Annotated in this window: 21 protein-coding genes and 1 other annotated feature; of the genes, 18 read left to right on the forward strand and 3 right to left on the reverse strand. The window is 39.2% G+C overall.

Annotated features, from left to right (window positions below; translation table 11 throughout):
* Positions 1-295 precede the first annotated feature (295 nt).
* Together ADH54_RS04470 and gla are read left to right on the forward strand one after the other, a co-directional pair.
* Positions 296-928, forward strand: a complete 633-nt coding sequence (locus ADH54_RS04470) for an MgtC/SapB family protein (RefSeq protein WP_152904034.1) — start codon at positions 296-298, stop codon at positions 926-928.
* Between the two features lie 258 nt (positions 929-1,186).
* A complete protein-coding gene (gene gla, locus ADH54_RS04475) occupies positions 1,187-2,056 on the forward strand; it encodes an aquaglyceroporin Gla (protein ID WP_000348118.1) in 870 nt (289 codons plus the stop codon).
* 169 nt (positions 2,057-2,225) lie between these two features.
* Here gla and ADH54_RS04480 read toward each other — a convergent pair whose 3' ends face one another.
* Both ADH54_RS04480 and tacF read right to left on the reverse strand, forming a co-directional pair.
* Positions 2,226-3,029, reverse strand: coding sequence for a LicD family protein (locus ADH54_RS04480; protein WP_049524200.1), 804 nt, complete (start codon positions 3,027-3,029; stop codon positions 2,226-2,228).
* 9 nt (positions 3,030-3,038) lie between these two features.
* A complete protein-coding gene (gene tacF, locus ADH54_RS04485) occupies positions 3,039-4,526 on the reverse strand; it encodes a type IV teichoic acid flippase TacF (RefSeq protein WP_049524201.1) in 1,488 nt (495 codons plus the stop codon).
* Between the two features lie 440 nt (positions 4,527-4,966).
* On the opposite strand from tacF, the gene ADH54_RS04490 reads away from it, so the two are divergent.
* From ADH54_RS04490 to ADH54_RS04550, 13 genes are all read left to right on the forward strand, one after another.
* Entirely contained in the window at positions 4,967-5,674 is a 708-nt protein-coding gene (locus ADH54_RS04490; protein ID WP_000638487.1) for an IspD/TarI family cytidylyltransferase, read from the forward strand.
* A gap of 4 nt (positions 5,675-5,678) precedes the next feature.
* The gene (locus tag ADH54_RS04495) at positions 5,679-6,701 is read left to right on the forward strand and encodes a ribitol-5-phosphate dehydrogenase (RefSeq protein WP_049524202.1); all 1,023 of its coding nucleotides are present in this window, start codon (positions 5,679-5,681) and stop codon (positions 6,699-6,701) included.
* A gap of 16 nt (positions 6,702-6,717) precedes the next feature.
* Positions 6,718-7,587, forward strand: a complete 870-nt coding sequence (licA, locus tag ADH54_RS04500) for a choline kinase LicA (RefSeq protein WP_049524203.1) — start codon at positions 6,718-6,720, stop codon at positions 7,585-7,587.
* Positions 7,577-8,455 (forward strand): DMT family transporter, encoded by an 879-nt coding sequence (locus ADH54_RS04505; protein ID WP_049524204.1) that lies wholly within the window; start codon positions 7,577-7,579, stop codon positions 8,453-8,455. The genes licA and ADH54_RS04505 overlap by 11 nt, the downstream gene beginning before the upstream one ends.
* Positions 8,456-8,466: 11 nt before the next feature.
* A complete protein-coding gene (locus ADH54_RS04510; protein ID WP_049524205.1) occupies positions 8,467-9,156 on the forward strand; it encodes a CTP--phosphocholine cytidylyltransferase in 690 nt (229 codons plus the stop codon).
* An 88-nt stretch (positions 9,157-9,244) separates the two neighbouring features.
* Positions 9,245-10,093, forward strand: a complete 849-nt coding sequence (gene dprA / locus ADH54_RS04515; protein ID WP_049524206.1) for a DNA-processing protein DprA — start codon at positions 9,245-9,247, stop codon at positions 10,091-10,093.
* A 102-nt stretch (positions 10,094-10,195) separates the two neighbouring features.
* Positions 10,196-10,327, forward strand: a sequence feature (ribosomal protein L20 leader region).
* A gap of 15 nt (positions 10,328-10,342) precedes the next feature.
* A complete protein-coding gene (gene infC, locus ADH54_RS04520; protein ID WP_000848180.1) occupies positions 10,343-10,873 on the forward strand; it encodes a translation initiation factor IF-3 in 531 nt (176 codons plus the stop codon).
* 32 nt (positions 10,874-10,905) lie between these two features.
* Entirely contained in the window at positions 10,906-11,106 is a 201-nt protein-coding gene (rpmI, locus tag ADH54_RS04525) for a 50S ribosomal protein L35 (protein ID WP_001125943.1), read from the forward strand.
* A gap of 51 nt (positions 11,107-11,157) precedes the next feature.
* Entirely contained in the window at positions 11,158-11,517 is a 360-nt protein-coding gene (gene rplT / locus ADH54_RS04530; protein ID WP_000124834.1) for a 50S ribosomal protein L20, read from the forward strand.
* Positions 11,518-11,575: 58 nt separating this feature from the next.
* Positions 11,576-11,956 (forward strand): VOC family protein, encoded by a 381-nt coding sequence (locus ADH54_RS04535; RefSeq protein ID WP_000157153.1) that lies wholly within the window; start codon positions 11,576-11,578, stop codon positions 11,954-11,956.
* Positions 11,957-12,204: 248 nt separating this feature from the next.
* Entirely contained in the window at positions 12,205-13,005 is an 801-nt protein-coding gene (locus ADH54_RS04540; protein WP_049524207.1) for a dihydroorotate dehydrogenase electron transfer subunit, read from the forward strand.
* Positions 12,968-13,954, forward strand: a complete 987-nt coding sequence (locus ADH54_RS04545) for a dihydroorotate dehydrogenase (protein WP_161800813.1) — start codon at positions 12,968-12,970, stop codon at positions 13,952-13,954. The genes ADH54_RS04540 and ADH54_RS04545 overlap by 38 nt, the downstream gene beginning before the upstream one ends.
* A gap of 41 nt (positions 13,955-13,995) precedes the next feature.
* Complete coding sequence (locus tag ADH54_RS04550) at positions 13,996-15,765, forward strand: glucosaminidase domain-containing protein (protein WP_080980782.1); 1,770 nt, start codon at positions 13,996-13,998, stop codon at positions 15,763-15,765.
* A 55-nt stretch (positions 15,766-15,820) separates the two neighbouring features.
* Here ADH54_RS04550 and pavA read toward each other — a convergent pair whose 3' ends face one another.
* Positions 15,821-17,476, reverse strand: a complete 1,656-nt coding sequence (gene pavA, locus ADH54_RS04555; protein ID WP_049524210.1) for an Rqc2 family fibronectin-binding protein PavA — start codon at positions 17,474-17,476, stop codon at positions 15,821-15,823.
* A 104-nt stretch (positions 17,477-17,580) separates the two neighbouring features.
* Here pavA and ybeY point away from each other — a divergent pair, with 104 nt between their 5' ends.
* Genes ybeY through era form a run of 3 tightly spaced genes read left to right on the forward strand, consistent with a single transcriptional unit; the run spans position 17,581 to position 19,370 of the window.
* On the forward strand, positions 17,581-18,078 hold the full coding sequence (ybeY, locus tag ADH54_RS04560; RefSeq protein ID WP_000275156.1) for an rRNA maturation RNase YbeY: 498 nt from the start codon (positions 17,581-17,583) through the stop codon (positions 18,076-18,078).
* A complete protein-coding gene (locus ADH54_RS04565) occupies positions 18,059-18,454 on the forward strand; it encodes a diacylglycerol kinase family protein (protein WP_049524211.1) in 396 nt (131 codons plus the stop codon). Before ybeY ends, ADH54_RS04565 begins: the two co-directional genes overlap by 20 nt.
* A gap of 16 nt (positions 18,455-18,470) precedes the next feature.
* Positions 18,471-19,370 carry a GTPase Era gene (gene era / locus ADH54_RS04570; protein ID WP_000143264.1) on the forward strand — a complete coding sequence of 300 codons (900 nt, stop codon included), beginning with the start codon at positions 18,471-18,473 and terminating at the stop codon, positions 19,368-19,370.
* Positions 19,371-19,413: the final 43 nt, after the last annotated feature.

The raw sequence follows: 19,413 nt of genomic DNA on the forward strand, positions 1-19,413 counted from the left end.
CTGCAAGTTATTACTAGAAGGTAACTGCAGTTTTTTGTTTTATAGTAGATTGAATCTATAACAGTACGCCTAGAGTGCTAAAATATTACTAGAAATTAATTTGACTTTCCTAATCGATTTGTTCATATCTTATTTCAATATACTATAAAAAGGACAATTTTCAACTAATATATTCTCTTGAAAAAGTTTCAACTAGGACTATAATATAAAATTATGAGTAATAGAGGAGGGAAATAATGCTTGATACGATAGCTCTACCGATTGAAGTCCGACATATTATTCTCATATTATTCTCATTTTATTGTCTTGTTTTTCTGGTTTTATCATTGGCTATGAAAGAAAGTCTAAGCATAAGCAGGCTGGGAGAAAGACTAATATCTTGGTTGCCTTAACTACAACTTTAATGATGATTTTATCAAAAGAAGCTTTCTTGGATACGCCTAATTATGATACTTCTAGGGTTGCGGCCCAAATTGTCAGTGGAATTAGTTTCATTGGCGGTGGTATTATTTTCATGAGGGATAAAAAAATCAGTGGTATCACTACAGCAGCTGGTATTTGGGCGACTGCAGGTATTGGAATGGCGATTGGAGCAGATTTTGCTTTTCTAGACTTATTTTGTAGTCTAATTGTTGTCTCTGTTCAGAAAAGTAGCTCCAAATTTTTGAAAAGCGATACTCATTATTATATCAGAATGACTGGATTTGTAACCAATAAACCTTCAATAGATACCTTGAATATTCTCATTGAACAGAAGGGATTTTACAATCTAAATATTGACATGGATAGGAATGAAAGTGGTTATAATCTTACGATTAGAGCAGATCACGATAAATCCATTTCTTACAAAAATATGGCTGAGGTTTTATGGCAATGTGACGAGAATTTTTATATAAATCAGGTTAAGATTGTTTCATTGGAAGGATAGAGTTTTGTTTTCATAGCAAAACTCTTATTGGTGAATGGGGAAAGATACTTCTTATTCCCTATACTATGTATCAGGAGGAATTGAAAGCATCAGATTAGTGTAGATAACATAATGAACTGGGAATATCTTTAAAACAAAGATTAGTTTATAAGTTTTGGAACCGTTTTCTGTTGTAATCTTTCGGGAAAGTAGTTGCTAAAAGATATAAAAATTGATAGAATAAGGATTGTCTAAAAAATTTTAAGGAGAATCTATCAAATGGATTTCACATGGGCAATTAAATATGCCACTGAATTTTTGGGAACTGCTATTTTGATCATTCTTGGAAATGGTGCAGTTGCTAACGTTGAACTTAAAGGTACGAAAGGCTACCAAAGTGGCTGGATCGTTATCGCTGTTGGTTATGGTATGGGGGTTATGATCCCAGCATTAATGTTTGGTAACGTATCTGGAAACCACATCAATCCAGCCTTCACTCTTGGACTTGCAATCAGCGGTCTTTTCCCTTGGGCACAAGTTGCGCCTTATATCATTGCACAAGTTTTGGGTGCTATCTTTGGTCAAGCCTTGGTTGTGGCTACACACCGCCCATACTACTTGAAAACTGAAAATCCAAACAATATCTTGGGTACTTTCTCAACAATTTCAAGTTTGGATAATGGTACAAAAGAATCACGTTTTGCAGCAACTGTTAACGGTTTTGTAAACGAGTTTGTTGGTTCATTTGTTCTTTTCTTTGCAGCCCTTGGAATGACTAAAAACTTCTTTGGTTCTGAAGTGCTTCAATACATGAAACAAATGGCTAGTCAAGCAGGTCAAAATGTTGATTTTTCTGATTTAGCAATCAAAGCCCAAGTAGCACCACATACTGCTTCAGGACTTTCAGTAGCTCACTTGGCACTTGGATTCCTTGTTATGGCCTTGGTAACATCACTTGGTGGACCTACAGGACCTGCCTTGAACCCAGCCCGTGACTTGGGACCACGTCTCCTTCATGCTTTCCTTCCAAAATCAGTTCTTGGTGAGCACAAAGGCGATTCAAAATGGTGGTACTCTTGGGTACCAGTAGTAGCACCGATCGCAGCAGCAATTGCGGCAGTAGCTATCTTCAAATTCCTTTACTTATAAGAAATTGAGTTCTCAATCTATTGTAATGGATTGAAGAAAAATTAAAAACGCATAATATTCAGGTGTTGAAGCCTTGATATTATGCGTTTTGTTGTAGGAATATTTACTTCATTTTCTTCTGAAATTGAGTTTTTCCCAGCCTTTTTGTAGTTTATATGGTCGTCCTTAATCAGCTTTTGTGATAAGCTTTAATACTGTGACTATACCACTCTTGCATTTCCTTTGATGGTGGTGTCATATAATCCCCATACATCTGGGTTAAAAATTGATCATATTTTTTAGGGACGGGCAACATACGACCTTCAAACTCAGTTAAGATGAGTTCTTTAAAGGTATCAACTGGGAAGACTTCCTTTTTCCTAAATTTTGAAGGGATAAAGGCCATATACTGACCATTTTCGCGACTATATTTTTGAATTTCTTTCTCGATTTTATGTGCGAAATAACGAGGAGAAACAGGTCGAAGGAGCAACCAAAAGGCTGTTCGTATCCAATCTTTTAAAAGGCTATCCTTATAGACAATATTTTTATGTTTACTGAAAGATAGCAGTTTGAAGCTTTCCAGTTTATAACAAGTATCAATGACCTTAGGATCATCAAAGCGATCCATGGGGAAAATATCGATAAAGACACCAGAATCATAGGTTTTTGTATTTCGAGTATCAATGATTTTAGTCGTACTGTCGATTATTTTGATAAAGTTATTAAAGTAGTTCCTATCAGTTTCTAAGGCTAGGAGCTTATACTTGCTTTTTTCCTTTTGAAAAATGTTAATAAATCGTTGGTAGTCTTCTCGAGGCATGGATAAATCAATATCGTCGTCCCAAGGGATAAAGCCCTTATGTCGAACTGCCCCAATCAGAGTACCGTAGTTAATAATATAGTTGATATTGTGCTTTTTACAGAGAGTATCAATATAATCCAAAATTTCTAATTCAATCTGTTTTGCATCTTCAATGGTTAGTTGTTTCATTCTAAACTCCTATGATTTTTTGAATTTATTTTTTAAGGCTAGGACATGGTTTAAAAATTCATAGAAAATGCTATCTTTGGTGAAGACAAGTAGACCAATATAAGAGATGGCTGATAGCAAGACAATCAAACCAGTATTCATCAAAAATGGCAAATTAATGACCATATCCACAGGATACAGGAAATTAATCAGGAAATAAATTGCTACAGAGGAAAGTGAAAAGAGAGAGTATCGAACAGTATAGCTGAAGATATGTCCTAAGTGGATGAGTTGTTTTCTATGGATGAAAATGATATAGAAAACAAGTAGAGAGGCCTCTGATAGCATAGTTGTCAGTAAGTAGTATTCAGGAGCCACGATATGGTTGAAAAAGAGGAGACTATTTAAGCCCAAATTGAGTAATCCAGCAAAGACTGTATAGACTGTGATACGTTTTTCATAGCCATTTGTAAAGAGAATTTGGGAACCAAGAATGGTATCTAGTGCCAGGATAATCGTACGAAAAGCGAATAGAGAGGTTAAGATACCGCCTCCGATATATTTTTCACTACCGTAAAGTAGGATGGCATTTGGTCCTAAAACCATGAGCCCAAAACTTAAAGGAATGATAAAGAAGTTAAAGATTCGACTACCTCTATTAACCAGAGAAACATAGGCTTCTTTGTCTCCTTTACCCAAATAGTAACTGAGACGAGGCACACTCACTCCGATAGCTCCTGTTACAACACCAGCTATAACGGTCACAATTCGTTGAGCCATGGTATAGTAACTAACGTTGACATCAATCCCTGTTTTAACGAGGAAGAGACGATCCAAAAATGTGAAGAGCATATTGGCATTGGCAAAGACCAACATGGCTGTCAGAGGGAGAAAGAGCGGTTTAAAATCACTGATGTGAATTTTAACCAGCTTAATGTCTCTTTTAATCCAAAAATAACTAATCAGATAGTTAATCAGCGTCGATAAACTCATCACAAGTGTATAGACAACAATATCGTGTTCATTTTTGACAAACAGGAAAATAGAGACTAGCATCAGGATACGGATGAAGGCAGTCTTGTAAAAGAGAAAACTGTAATTTTCCAGAGCTTCATTGACCCACTCGATTGAAAAAATCTGGGCAATGAGTTGAATCCCCATAACAAGGTAGACTTTTTTGACGATTGGATTATCAGTAAAGAAGAGAGGATAAGCTAGGATATAGACAGCAGTGGTCAAAATCGTACAAGCTATGCACAAATAAAAAAGACTAGAGAAGGTTCTATTCAGATCTTTTTTGTTATCCTTGACATTACTGATGGCCCGTAAACCGTAGTTATAGACTCCATAAGTTGCAAAGGGTAAGAAAAATGACAAAATTGTGTCGACTGAGTTGAAGTAACCATAGTCAGTTCGGTCCAAGACACGCGCGACATAGGTTCCAGTTAGGATGGGAAAAATAATATTCAAGACACGAATTCCCATGTAAGATAGAGCATTTAATTTTATACTTTTCATTCAATTTACCTCGTTTTTCATTATATCATAAAGTCAGCTAATAAGAAATGAAGGGCAGTAATACTCTTCGAAAATCAAATTCAAATCACGTCAGCGTCGCCTTACCGTACTCAAGTACAGCTTACGGCTAGCTTCCTAGTTTGCTTTTTGATTTTCATTGAGTATAAGTCAAGTAATCACTTTGAAGTTTCAAATCTTAATTTTAAGTTTTCTTTAAGGAAAGTATATTATTCTGGAGAACTCTAAAATTTCACAGCCATTTATTAGTAATGACTACAGAATTCCTAGTCACTACTAGAAATGGACTAGTTTCTTTGAATAATGGAACTGCATAATCCTCCTATTCTAGAACGGGAGGGCCGGTATTTCTTTCATGATAGGACTAGATTGTGGTATAATAAAGAGAATAAGTTTTTTTAGTAAGACAAAGGAGAAAATAGATGATTTATGCAGGAATTCTTGCTGGTGGAACTGGCACACGCATGGGAATCAGTAACTTACCAAAACAATTTTTAGAGTTAGGTGATCGACCTATTTTGATTCATACAATTGAAAAATTTGTCTTGGAACCAAGTATTGAAAAAATTGTGGTTGGGGTTCATGGAGACTGGGTTTCCCATGCAGAGGATCTTGTAGATAAATATCTACCTCTTCATAAGGATCGTATCATCATTACAAAAGGTGGTGCTGACCGCAATACAAGTATTGAGAAAATCATTGAAGCCATTGATGCTTATCGTCCGCTTACTCCAGAGGATATCGTTGTTACCCACGATTCTGTTCGTCCATTTATTACACTTCGCATGATTCAAGACAATATCAAACTTGCGCAAAATCATGACGCAGTGGACACAGTGGTAGAAGCGGTTGATACTATCGTTGAAAGTACCAATGGTCAATTCATTACAGATATTCCAAATCGTGCTCACCTCTATCAAGGACAAACACCTCAAACATTCCGTTGCAAGGATTTCATGGACCTTTATGGATCTCTCTCTGCTGAAGAGAAGGAAATCTTGACAGATGCATGTAAAATCTTTGTGATCAAAGGAAAAGATGTGGCCTTGGCCAAGGGTGAATATTCAAATCTGAAGATTACAACAGTAACAGATTTGAAGATTGCAAAAAGTATGATTGAGAAAGACTAGTAAAATGATTAATCAAATTTATCAACTAACTAAGCCCAAGTTTATCAATGTCAAATACCAGGAAGAGGCTATTGACCAAGAGAATCATATCCTCATCCGCCCTAATTATATGGCGGTCTGTCATGCGGATCAGCGTTACTACCAAGGAAAACGTGATCCCAAGATTTTGAATAAAAAGCTTCCAATGGCAATGATTCACGAGTCATGTGGAACCGTTATTTCTGACCCGACAGGAACCTACGAGGTTGGGCAAAAAGTTGTCATGATTCCCAATCATCCTCCTATGCAGAGTGATGAAGAATTCTATGAGAACTACATGACAGGGACTCATTTCTTGTCTAGTGGATTTGATGGCTTTATGAGAGAGTTTGTTTCTCTTCCTAAAGATCGTGTGGTGGCTTATGATGCTATCGAAGATACGGTTGCAGCCATTACAGAGTTTGTCAGTGTCGGCATGCACGCTATGAATCGTCTATTGACCCTTGCTCATAGCAAGCGGGACCGAATCGCCGTTATCGGAGATGGAAGTTTAGCTTTTGTAGTTGCTAATATTATCAACTATACTTTGCCAGAAGCAGAGATTGTGGTTATTGGTCGTCATTGGGAAAAATTGGAACTTTTCTCATTTGCCAAAGAATGCTATATTACTGACAATATTCCTGAAGATTTGGCCTTTGACCATGCTTTTGAATGTTGTGGTGGTAATGGTACTGGACCGGCTATAAATGACCTGATTCGCTACATTCGTCCTCAGGGAACGATTCTCATGATGGGAGTTAGCGAGTATAAAGTCAATCTCAATACACGCGATGCCTTAGAAAAAGGCTTGCTCTTGGTTGGTTCCTCTCGTTCTGGTCGCATCGATTTTGAAAATGCAATCCAAATGATGGAAGTCAAGAAATTTGCCAATCGTCTTAAAAATATCCTTTATCTAGAAGAACCTGTAAGAGAAATTAAAGATATTCACCGTGTCTTTGCGACCGATTTAAACACAGCCTTTAAAACTGTGTTTAAGTGGGAAGTATAAGTGCTGGAGGTTAATTGTGGAGAAAATCATTAAAGAGAAAATTTCTTCCCTACTTAGTGAAGAAGAGGAAGTCCTCAGTGTTGAACAACTGGGGGGAATGACCAATCAAAACTATTTGGTCAAAACAACAAATAAGCAATACATCGTTAAGTTCTTTGGTAAAGGGACAGAAAAGCTGATCAATCGTCAAGATGAAAAGTACAATCTTGAACTACTAAAGGATTTAGACTTAGATGTAAAAAATTATCTTTTTGATATTGATGCTGGTATCAAAGTAAATGAGTATATCGAATCTGCGATTACGCTTGATTCAACGTCAATCAAGACCAAGTTTGATAAAATTGCTCCAATTTTACAAACCATTCATGCTTCTGGCAAGGAATTAAGAGGAGAATTTGCTCCTTTTGAAGAAATCAAAAAATACGAATCCTTGATTGAAGAACAAATTCCTTATGCTAACTATGAAGTTGTTCGAGAAGAAGTCTTCTCCTTAGAGAAAAGACTGGCTGACTTAGGTGTTGACAGAAAATCTTGTCATATCGATTTGGTCCCTGAAAACTTTATCGAATCACCTCAAGGACGACTTTATCTGATTGACTGGGAATATTCATCAATGAACGATCCAATGTGGGATTTGGCTGCCCTCTTTTTAGAGTCTGAATTCACTCGTCAAGAGGAAGAAGCCTTCTTATCTCACTATGAGAGTGAGCAAACACCTGTCTCTCGTGAAAAGATTGCCATTTATAAAATTTTACAAGATGCTATTTGGAGTCTATGGACTGTCTATAAGGAAGAGCAAGGTGCAGATTTTGGTGACTATGGTGTGAGTCGTTACCAAAGAGCTGTTAAAGGTCTGGCCTATTATGGAGGTTCAGATGAAAAATAAAAATGGAGTTTCTTTTGGTCTACTCTCAGGTATTTTCTGGGGTTTAGGTCTAACGATTAGTGCTTACATCTTTTCAATTTTTACAGATTTGTCGCCCTTTGTGGTGGCCGCTGCTCACGATTTCTTGAGTATCTTTATCTTACTAGCTTTTCTCTTGGTAAAAGAAGGAAAAGTTCGTCTCTCAATTTTCTTAAATATTCGCAATGTTAGTGTTATCATCGGAGCCTTGCTAGCAGGCCCTATCGGTATGCAGGCCAATCTTTACGCGGTTAAGTATATCGGAAGTTCCTTAGCTTCATCTGTGTCGGCTATTTACCCTGCGATTTCAGTTTTATTGGCTTTCTTCTTTTTGAAGCACAAGATTTCGAAAAATACTGTGTTTGGGATCGTCTTGATTATTGGAGGGATTATTGCTCAGACCTATAAGGTTGAACAGGTCAATTCCTTCTACATTGGGATTCTCTGTGCTTTGGTTTGTGCTATTGCATGGGGAAGTGAGAGTGTCCTTAGCTCCTTTGCCATGGAAAGTGAATTGAGTGAAATCGAAGCCCTCTTAATCCGTCAAGTAACTTCATTCTTGTCCTATCTTGTGATTGTGCTCTTCTCTCATCAGTCATTTACCGCAGTAGCCAATGAACAATTGCTAGGTCTCATGATTGTCTTTGCAGCCTTTGATATGATTTCCTACTTGGCTTATTATATCGCTATCAATCGCTTGCAACCAGCCAAGGCTACAGGCTTGAATGTGAGCTATGTAGTTTGGACAGTCTTGTTCGCAGTTGTTTTCTTGGGTGCACCGCTAGATATGCTGACAATTATTACGTCACTTGTCGTCATTGCTGGAGTTTATATTATTATTAAAGAATAAAGGAGATTCGTGTGAAAGCCATTATCTTAGCAGCGGGATTGGGAACTCGCTTGCGTCCTATGACTGAAAATACCCCTAAAGCCTTGGTTCAGGTTAATCAAAAACCTTTGATTGAATACCAAATTGAGTTTCTAAAAGAAAAAGGAATCCATGACATCATCATCATTGTTGGTTATCTTAAAGAACAATTCGATTACTTGAAAGAGAAATACGGTGTTCGCCTCGTTTTCAATGATAAATACGCTGATTACAATAACTTTTACTCTCTCTATCTTGTAAAAGAAGAGTTGGCTAACAGCTATGTTATTGATGCGGATAACTATCTCTTCAAAAATATGTTCCGCAATGATTTGACACGTTCGACTTATTTTAGTGTTTATCGTGAAGATTGTACCAACGAATGGTTCTTGGTCTATGGAGATGACTATAAGGTTCAAGACATTACTGTTGATAGTAAGGCAGGTCGCATCCTTAGTGGTGTATCCTTCTGGGATGCTCCAACTGCAGAAAAGATTGTCAGCTTTATCGATAAGGCTTATGCAAGTGGCGAATTTGTTGATCTCTACTGGGACAATATGGTTAAGGATAATATCAAAGAGCTGGATATCTATGTTGAAGAATTAGAAGGCAATAGCATCTATGAGATCGATAGTGTCCAAGATTATCATAAATTAGAAGAAATTCTTAAAAACGAAAATTAAAGATTCTAACATCTGGCTAAAATAGTCGGATGTTTTTTTGATTTTTTTACGAATAAATAGATGAGTAGAAAAAGAAATGGAGTTATTTATGAAAATCACAAACTATGAAATCTATAAGTTGAAAAAATCAGGTTTGAGCAATCAACAGATTTTGAACGTTCTAGAATACGGTGAGAATGTCGATCAGGAACTTTTATTGGGTGACATTGCAGAAATTTCAGGTTGCCGAAATCCAGCTGTTTTTATGGAGCGTTATTTTCAGATAGACGATACGCATTTGGAGAAGGAGTTTCAAAAATTTCCATCTTTCTCTATTTTAGATGACTGTTATCCTTGGGATTTGAGTGAAATATATGATGCGCCTGTACTTTTATTTTACAAGGGAAATCTGGACCTCTTGAAATTTCCTAAGGTAGCGGTCGTAGGAAGTCGTGCTTGTAGCAAACAGGGAGCTAAGTCAGTTGAAAAAGTCATTCAGGGCTTGGAAAATGAACTGGTTATCGTCAGTGGACTGGCCAAGGGCATTGACACAGCAGCTCATATGGCAGCTCTTCAGAATGGCGGAAAAACCATTGCAGTGATTGGAACAGGACTGGATGTGTTTTATCCTAAAGCCAATAAACGCTTGCAAGACTACATCGGCAATGACCATCTGGTTCTAAGTGAATACGGACCTGGTGAACAACCTCTGAAATTTCATTTTCCTGCCCGTAATCGTATCATTGCTGGACTTTGTCGTGGTGTGATTGTAGCAGAGGCTAAGATGCGCTCAGGTAGTCTCATTACCTGTGAGAGGGCAATGGAAGAAGGGCGCGATGTCTTTGCTATTCCTGGTAGCATTTTAGATGGACTATCAGATGGATGCCATCATTTGATTCAAGAAGGGGCAAAATTGGTCACCAGCGGGCAAGATGTTCTTTCGGAATTTGAATTTTAAGGCGAAATTTTTCCTTCAACGGTCGGTTAACAAACAGAAACTTTTCAAAAAAATAACTTTTTATCTTGACAAGGTCTAGAAAACTTGGTATCATATAAAAGTTGAGAAAAGCAGAAGTGAGAGCTTCTCGCCTTGTGACATTAAGTTGCCTGGCCCTACGGATGAAAAGTTTCTAAGAAACGCTATCATAACGTGCGGGCTTGTATATTTACGAGTCCGCTATTGTTTTTCTCTAATAAAACAAAAGAGGTGAAAACCATAGCAAAGCAAGACTTATTCATCAATGATGAGATTCGTGTACGTGAAGTTCGCTTGATTGGTCTTGAAGGAGAACAGCTAGGCATCAAGCCACTCAGTGAAGCGCAAGCTTTGGCTGATAACGCTAATGTTGACCTAGTATTGATTCAACCCCAAGCCAAACCGCCTGTTGCAAAAATTATGGACTACGGTAAGTTCAAATTTGAGTACCAGAAGAAGCAAAAAGAACAACGTAAAAAACAAAGTGTTGTTACTGTGAAAGAAGTTCGTCTAAGTCCAACTATTGACAAGGGTGACTTTGATACAAAACTTCGCAATGCACGCAAATTCCTTGAAAAAGGAAATAAAGTTAAGGTATCTATTCGCTTTAAGGGTCGTATGATTACCCATAAAGAGATTGGTGCAAAAGTTTTAGCCGAGTTTGCTGAAGCAACTCAAGATATTGCCATCATCGAACAACGTGCTAAAATGGATGGACGTCAAATGTTCATGCAATTGGCGCCAGCGACTGACAAAAAATAATTGTCAGAAAGTTAAATAAAGGAGAAAAAATCATGCCAAAACAAAAAACACACCGCGCATCAGCTAAACGTTTCAAACGTACAGGTTCTGGTGGACTTAAACGTTTCCGTGCTTACACTTCTCACCGTTTCCACGGAAAAACTAAGAAACAACGTCGTCATCTTCGTAAAGCATCTATGGTGCATTCAGGAGATTACAAACGTATCAAAGCAATGCTTACTCGCTTGAAATAATAGCTTGACTGTAAGTAAACAATTCTAGGAAATATTTGGAGGAAATAAAACATGGCACGTGTTAAAGGTGGCGTTGTATCACGCAAACGTCGTAAACGTATTCTTAAATTAGCAAAAGGTTACTATGGAGCTAAACACATCTTGTTCCGTACTGCAAAAGAACAAGTAATGAACTCTTACTACTATGCATACCGTGACCGTCGTCAGAAAAAACGTGACTTCCGCAAATTGTGGATTACTCGTATCAATGCGGCAGCTCGTATGAACGGACTTTCATACTCACAATTGATGCATGGTTTGAAATTGGCTGAGATCGAAGTTAACCGTAAAATGCTTGCTGACTTGGCTGTTAATGACGCAGCGGCTTTCACAGCTCTTGCAGATGCAGCTAAAGCAAAACTTGGTAAATAATAACTGATAAGACTGGAACAGGATTGTCCCAGTCTTTTTAAAAATAAAGGAGAAAAATATGGCTTCAAAAATGCTACACACTTGCTTGCGAGTAGAAAATCTCGAAAAATCAATTGCATTTTATCAAGATGCTTTTGGTTTTAAAGAATTGCGTCGCAGAGATTTTCCAGACCATGCCTTCACGATTGTCTATCTAGGTCTTGAGGGTGATGACTATGAGTTGGAGTTGACTTATAACTACGATCATGGTCCTTATGTGGTTGGAGATGGATTTGCCCATATCGCCCTCAGTACACCTGATCTTGAAGCGCTTCATCAAGAGCACAGTGCCAAAGGTTATGAAGTGACTGAACCAAATGGTCTACCAGGAACGGCACCTAACTATTACTTTGTCAAAGACCCTGATGGCTACAAGGTAGAAGTCATTCGTGAAAAATAATCTCGTGAGGTCAAGTAGAATGTTCGTTTTCTACTTGACTTTTTTTAGCTGAAAGAGTATACTAATAAAAATTTAACCTTTAAGGGGAGTCCAGAGAGACTCACAAGGTGTCAGATAAAAGAATAGTATAATTTTCTAGAGGGGACTTTTTGAGTGTGCTCTCTTCTGTTGTACAATTTTAACTGAGGCCTTGCACTAGCAAGGTCTTTTCTTTATCTGGTCCCCTTAAAATTTAAGGAGGAAAAGTCATGAATCCCACATGTAAGAAACGTTTGGGTGCAATTCGTTTGGAAACCATGAAGGTGGTTGCACAGGAGGAAATCGCGCCAGCAATCTTTGAATTAGTCCTAGAAGGAGAAATGGTTGAAGCCATGCGAGCAGGCCAATTTCTTCATCTGCGTGTGCCTGATGATGCCCATCTTTTGCGTCGCCCTATTTCGATTTCGTCTATTGATAAGATTAAGAAGCAGTGTCGCCTTATTTATCGGATTGAGGGAGCTGGAACAGCTATTTTTTCAACCTTAGGTCAGGGAGATACTCTTGATGTGATGGGGCCTCAGGGAAATGGTTTTGACTTGTCTGACCTAGATGAGCAAAGTCAGGTTCTCCTTGTTGGTGGGGGGATTGGTGTACCACCCTTGTTTGAGGTGGCCAAGGAATTGTATGCGCGTGGTGTGAAAGTAGTGACAGTCCTTGGTTTTGCCAACAAGGATGCTGTTATTTTAGAGGCGGAATTGGCTCAATATGGCCAGGTCTTTGTAACGACAGATGATGGCTCTTATGGCACTAAAGGAAATGTTTCGGTTATCATCAATGATTTAGACAGTCAGTTTGATGCTGTTTACTCATGTGGGGCTCCAGGAATGATGAAGTATATCAATCAAACCTTTTATGACCACCCAAGAGCCTATCTGTCTCTGGAATCTCGTATGGCTTGTGGGATGGGGGCTTGCTATGCCTGCGTCCTAAAAGTGCCAGAAAGCGAGACGGTCAGCCAACGCGTCTGTGAAGATGGCCCTGTTTTCCGCACAGGAACAGTTGTATTGTAAGGAGAAAATCATGACTACAAATCGTTTACAAGTTTCTCTACCGGGCTTGGATTTGAAAAATCCGATCATTCCAGCATCAGGCTGTTTTGGTTTTGGAAAAGAGTATGCCAAGTACTATGATTTAGACCTTTTAGGTTCTATTATGATCAAGGCGACAACCCTTGAACCACGCTTTGGCAATCCAACTCCAAGGGTGGCAGAAACACCTGCTGGCATGCTTAATGCAATTGGTTTGCAAAATCCTGGTTTGGAAGTTGTTTTGGCTGAAAAATTACCTTGGCTAGAAAGAGAGTATCCAAATCTTCCTATTATTGCCAATGTAGCTGGTTTTTCAAAACAAGAATATGCAGCCGTTTCTCGTGGAATTTCCAAGGCAGCCAATGTAAAGGCTATCGAGCTCAATATTTCTTGTCCCAATGTCGACCACTGTAATCACGGACTTTTGATTGGTCAAGATCCTGATCTGGCTTATGATGTGGTGAAAGCAGCTGTGGAAGCGTCTGATGTGCCAGTTTATGTCAAATTAACCCCTAGTGTGACGGATATCGTCACTGTCGCAAAAGCTGCAGAAGATGCGGGAGCAAGTGGATTAACTATGATCAATACTCTAGTTGGAATGCGCTTTGACCTCAAAACTAGAAAACCAATCTTGGCCAATGGAACAGGTGGAATGTCTGGTCCAGCAGTCTTTCCAGTAGCCCTCAAACTCATCCGCCAAGTCGCCCAAACAACAGACCTGCCTATCATTGGAATGGGAGGAGTGGATTCGGCTGAGGCTGCCTTAGAAATGTATCTGGCCGGGGCATCTGCAATCGGAGTTGGAACAGCCAACTTTACCAATCCTTATGCCTGTCCTGATATCATCGAAAATTTACCAAAAGTTATGGACAAATACGGCATTAGTAGTCTGGAAAATCTCCGCAAGGAAGTAAAAGAGTCTCTGAGGTAAACTGCAATCAATCTGTTCTTGATTTTTTATTCGTTTGTAATATGAATTTAGGAGAATTTTGGTACAATAAAATAAATAAGAACAGAGGAAGAAGGTTAATGAAGAAAGTAAGATTTATTTTTTTAGCCCTGCTATTTTTCTTAGCTAGACCAGACAGTGTAATGGCCAGTGATGGTACTTGGCAAGGAAAACAATACCTGAAAGCAGACGGCAGTCAAGCAGCGAATGAGTGGGTTTTTGATGCTCACTATCAATCTTGGTTTTATATAAAAGAAGATGCCAACTATGCTGAAAATGAATGGCTGAAACAAGGTGATGACTACTTTTATCTCAAATTTGGTGGCTATATGGCCAAGTCAGAATGGGTAGAAGATAAGGGAGCCTTCTATTATCTTGACCAAAATGGAAAGATGAAAAGAAATGCTTGGGTAGGTACTTCCTATGTCGGTGCTACAGGTGCCAAGGTAATAGAAGACTGGGTATTTGATTCTCAATACGACGCTTGGTTTTATATCAAAGCAGATGGACAACACGCAGAGAAAGAATGGCTCCAAATCAAGGGGAAGGACTATTATTTTAAATCTGGTGGTTATTTACTAACAAGTCAGTGGATTGACCAGGCTTATGTGAATGCCACTGGCGCCAAAGTACAGCAAGGTTGGCTTTTTGACAAACAATATCAATCTTGGTTTTACATCAAAGAAAATGGAAATCATGCTGACAAAGAATGGATTTTCGAAAATGGTCACTATTATTATCTAAAATCCGGTGGCTATATGGCAGCCAATGAATGGATTTGGGATAAGGAGTCATGGTTTTACCTCAAGTCTGATGGCAAAATGGCTGAGAAAGAATGGGTCTATGATTCTAAAAGTCAAGCTTGGTACTACTTCAAATCTGGTGGCTACATGGTGAAAAATGAGACAGTAGATGGTTATCAGCTTGGAAACGATGGTAAATGGCTTGGAGAAAAAGCTACAAATGAAAATGCTGCTTATTATCAAGTAGTACCTGTCACAGCAAATGTTTATGATGCAAATGGTGAAAAGCTGTCCTATATATCGCAAGGTAGTGTTGTTTGGCTAGATAAGGATAGAAAAAGTGATGACAAGCGCTTGGCTATTACTATTTCTGGTTTGTCAGGTTATATGAAAACAGAAGATTTACAAGCGCTAGATGCTAGTAAGGACTTTATCCCTTATTATGAGAGTGATGGGCACCGTTTTTATCACTATGTGGCTCAGAATGCTAGTATCCCAGTAGCTGCTCATCTTTCTGATATGGAAGTAGGCAAGAAATATTATTCGGCAGATGGGCTGCATTTTGATGGTTTTAAGCTTGAAAATCCCTTCCTTTTCAAAGACTTGACAGAGGCTACAAACTATAGTGCTGAGGATTTGGATAAGGTATTTAGTTTGCTAAATATTAATAATAGCCTCTTAGAAAATAAGGGAGCTACTTTTAAGGAAGCCGAAGAACATTACCATATCAATGCCCTTTACCTCCTTGCCCATAGTGCCTTAGAAAGCGACTGGGGACGTAGCAAGATTGCAAGAGATAAGAATAATTTCTTTGGTATTACAGCCTATGATACGACCCCTTACCTTTCTGCCAAGACATTTGATGATGTGGATAAGGGTATTTTAGGAGCAACCAAGTGGATTAAGGAAAATTATATCGATAGGGGCAGAACTTTCCTTGGGAACAAGGCGTCTGGTATGAATGTGGAATATGCCTCAGACCCTTATTGGGGCGAAAAAATTGCTAGTGTGATGATGAAAATCAACGAGAAACTAGGTGGCAAAGATTAGTCCTATAATTGAATATGATTTGAGTATAAGCTAAAAATCCTGATTACAAGTAAAATCAGGATTTTTTCATGGATGCGATTTTTTCTGGGTCTGGTGTAACGCGGAGGGTCTTTTGTCCGGTATAGGTTACAAAGCCAGGTTTTCCACCAGTTGGTTTGTTGAGTTTCTTGACTTCAATCATATCCACCTGCACCAGATTTGACAGGCGACCTTGAGAGAAGTAGGCGGCCAGCTCTGCTGCGTCTGTCTTGACTTCATCAGATGGGGCTAGGTTGCCTGAGATGACAACATGACTTCCAGGAATGTCCTTGGCATGGAACCAAAGTTCCTCCTTGCGGGCCATTTTAAAGGTTAGTTCCTCGTTTTGTAGGTTGTTTCGGCCGACATAGATGATGGTTTTGCCATCGCTTGCTAGGTATTGTTCTGGTTTTTTGCGTTTCTGGATTTTCTCCCGTTGTCTTCTGCGGATAAAACCTGTTTGAATCAATTCTTCACGGATTTCAGCGATTTCTTCTAGTCCAGCTTGGTTGAGGACGGTCTCCACACTTTCCAGATAGAGAATAGTGTCCTTGGTTTCTTCAATCAAATCAGTCAAGTATTTGACAGCTTCTTTGAGTTTCTGGTACCGTTTGAAATAGCGTTGGGCATTCTGGTTGGGAGTCAGAGCCTTATCAAGCGCAATCGTGATAGGTTGGTTGGTGTAGTAGTTTTCTAGGATAACCTGGTCTTGGTCGTTAGGCACTTGGTGGAGGAAGGTTGTCAGCAATTCCCCTTTTTGACGAAATTCTTCAGCATTGTCTGTCGCCAGTAATTCTTTTTCCTGTTTTTTGAGTTTGTGTCGGTTTTTCTGAAGTTCATTTTCAACACGACGAATCAGTTCGCTGGCTTGCTGTTTGACACGGTCGCGCTCAGCCTTGTCCTTATAGTAGGTGTCCAACAAATCCGAAAGGTTGGCAAAAGGCTCTCCCACTTGATTTGCAAAAGGAATTGGACTGAAGGAAGTCTCAGTCAAGCATGGCTTAGTTTCTTGACTGAAAAAGTCACGGAAAGTAGATAGTTTATCGGTAATCAGTATGTTTTCCAATTCATTTGCTGTATCACGTCCCAGACCTTGAAAGAAGTTTTGAAGGTTCTTAGCTGTCGTTTCCTGTGTTTGCAGGATTTCAAAGAGTTTTTCATCCTTGATAGTAAAAGGATTGAGAGATTCCGTACTTGGCGGAGCGATATAGGTCGATCCAGGGAGCAAGGTGCGGTAGCTATTTTGTGAAAAGCCAACGTGTTTAATGACTTCGAGGATTTTATGACTGCTTTTATCGACCAGTAGAATATTACTGTGTTTACCCATGATTTCGATAATCAAGGTAGCCTGAATATGGTCTCCAATCTCGTTTTTATTGGAAACTGTCATTTCAACAATACGGTCATTTTCCACTTGCTCAATTGACTCAATCAGGGCCCCCTGCAAATACTTTCTCAAAACCATGATAAAGGTGGAAGGTTGGGCTGGATTTTCAAAAGTCGTTTGGGTCAGCTGAATGCGTCCAAAAACAGGATGGGCAGAAAGGAGCAGACGATGGCTTTGGCGATTGCTGCGGATTTGCAAGACCAACTCTTGTTCAAAAGGCTGATTGATTTTCTGGATGCGACCGTTCACTAACTCTCTTCGCAATTCCTCAACCATGTGGTGTAAAAAAAATCCGTCAAATGACATCGTTCTCTCCTTGTGATTGTATTCCATAGTATTATATCAAAAAGGTAGAATAAAATCATAGAAATGTGGTATAATAAAGCCAAGTAAAGAGAAACGAGAAGCACATGTATATTGAAATGGTAGATGAAACTGGACAAGTTTCAAAAGAAATGTTGCAACAAACCCAAGAAATTTTGGAATTTGCAGCCCAAAAATTAGGCAAAGAAGACAAGGAGATGGCAGTTACCTTTGTGACTAATGAACGTAGTCATGAACTCAATCTGGAGTATCGTGACACCGACCGTCCGACAGATGTCATCAGCCTTGAATATAAGCCAGAGTTGGAAATTGCCTTTGACGAAGAGGATTTACTTGAAAATCCAGAATTGGCAGAGATGATGTCTGAGTTTGATGCCTATATTGGGGAACTTTTCATCTCTATCGATAAGGCTCATGAGCAGGCCGAGGAATATGGCCACAGCTTTGAGCGTGAGATGGGCTTCTTGGCAGTACACGGCTTTTTACATATCAACGGCTATGATCACTACACTCCGGAAGAAGAAGCGGAGATGTTCGGTTTACAAGAAGAAATTTTGACAGCCTATGGACTCACAAGACAATAAACGAAAATGGAAAAATCGTGACCTGATATCCAGTTTAGAATTTGCTATCACAGGGATTTTTACTGCTATCAAGGAAGAACGAAATATGAGAAAACATGCAGTGACGGCTCTTGTAGTCATTCTTGCAGGTTTTGTTTTTCAGGTGTCACGAATCGAATGGCTCTTTCTCCTATTGAGCATTTTCTTGGTAGTAGCTTTTGAAATTATCAATTCTGCTATTGAAAATGTGGTGGATTTGGCCAGTCACTATCACTTTTCCATGCTGGCTAAAAATGCCAAGGATATGGCGGCTGGCGCGGTATTAGTGGTCTCTCTTTTCGCAGCTATAACAGGCGCATTGATTTTTCTCCCACGAATCTGGGATTTATTATTTTAAACAGTAAGAGGAAATTATGACTTTTAAATCAGGCTTTGTAGCCATTTTAGGACGTCCCAATGTTGGGAAGTCAACCTTTTTGAATCACGTTATGGGGCAAAAGATTGCCATCATGAGTGACAAGGCGCAGACAACGCGCAACAAAATCATGGGAATTTACACGACTGATAAGGAACAAATCGTCTTTATCGACACACCAGGGATTCACAAGCCTAAAACGGCCCTTGGAGATTTCATGGTAGAATCTGCCTATAGCACCCTTCGTGAAGTGGATACCGTTCTTTTTATGGTACCTGCGGATGAAGCGCGTGGTAAGGGAGATGACATGATTATTGAGCGTCTCAAGGCTGCCAAGGTTCCAGTGATTTTGGTGGTGAACAAGATTGATAAGGTTCACCCAGACCAGCTTTTGTCTCAGATTGATGATTTCCGTAATCAGATGGACTTCAAGGAAATTGTTCCAATCTCAGCCCTTCAAGGAAATAACGTGTCTCGTCTAGTGGATATTTTGAGTGAAAATCTGGATGAAGGTTTCCAATATTTCCCGTCTGACCAAATCACAGACCATCCAGAACGATTCTTGGTTTCAGAAATGGTTCGTGAGAAAGTCTTGCACCTAACTCGTGAAGAAATTCCGCATTCTGTCGCAGTAGTTGTGGATTCTATGAAACGAGACGAAGAGACAGACAAGGTTCACATCCGTGCAACCATCATGGTCGAGCGCGATAGCCAAAAAGGGATTATCATCGGTAAAGGTGGTGCTATGCTTAAGAAAATTGGTAGTATGGCCCGTCGTGATATCGAACTCATGCTAGGAGACAAGGTCTTCCTAGAAACCTGGGTCAAGGTCAAGAAAAACTGGCGCGATAAAAAGCTAGATTTGGCTGACTTTGGTTATAATGAAAAAGAATATTAAGTAGAGGTGGGCTCATGCCTGCTTCTTGTTTTTACAGAAGGAG

It is taken from the genome of Streptococcus pseudopneumoniae (assembly GCF_001072315.1).
In the GTDB taxonomy this organism is placed as follows: domain Bacteria; phylum Bacillota; class Bacilli; order Lactobacillales; family Streptococcaceae; genus Streptococcus; species Streptococcus pseudopneumoniae_R.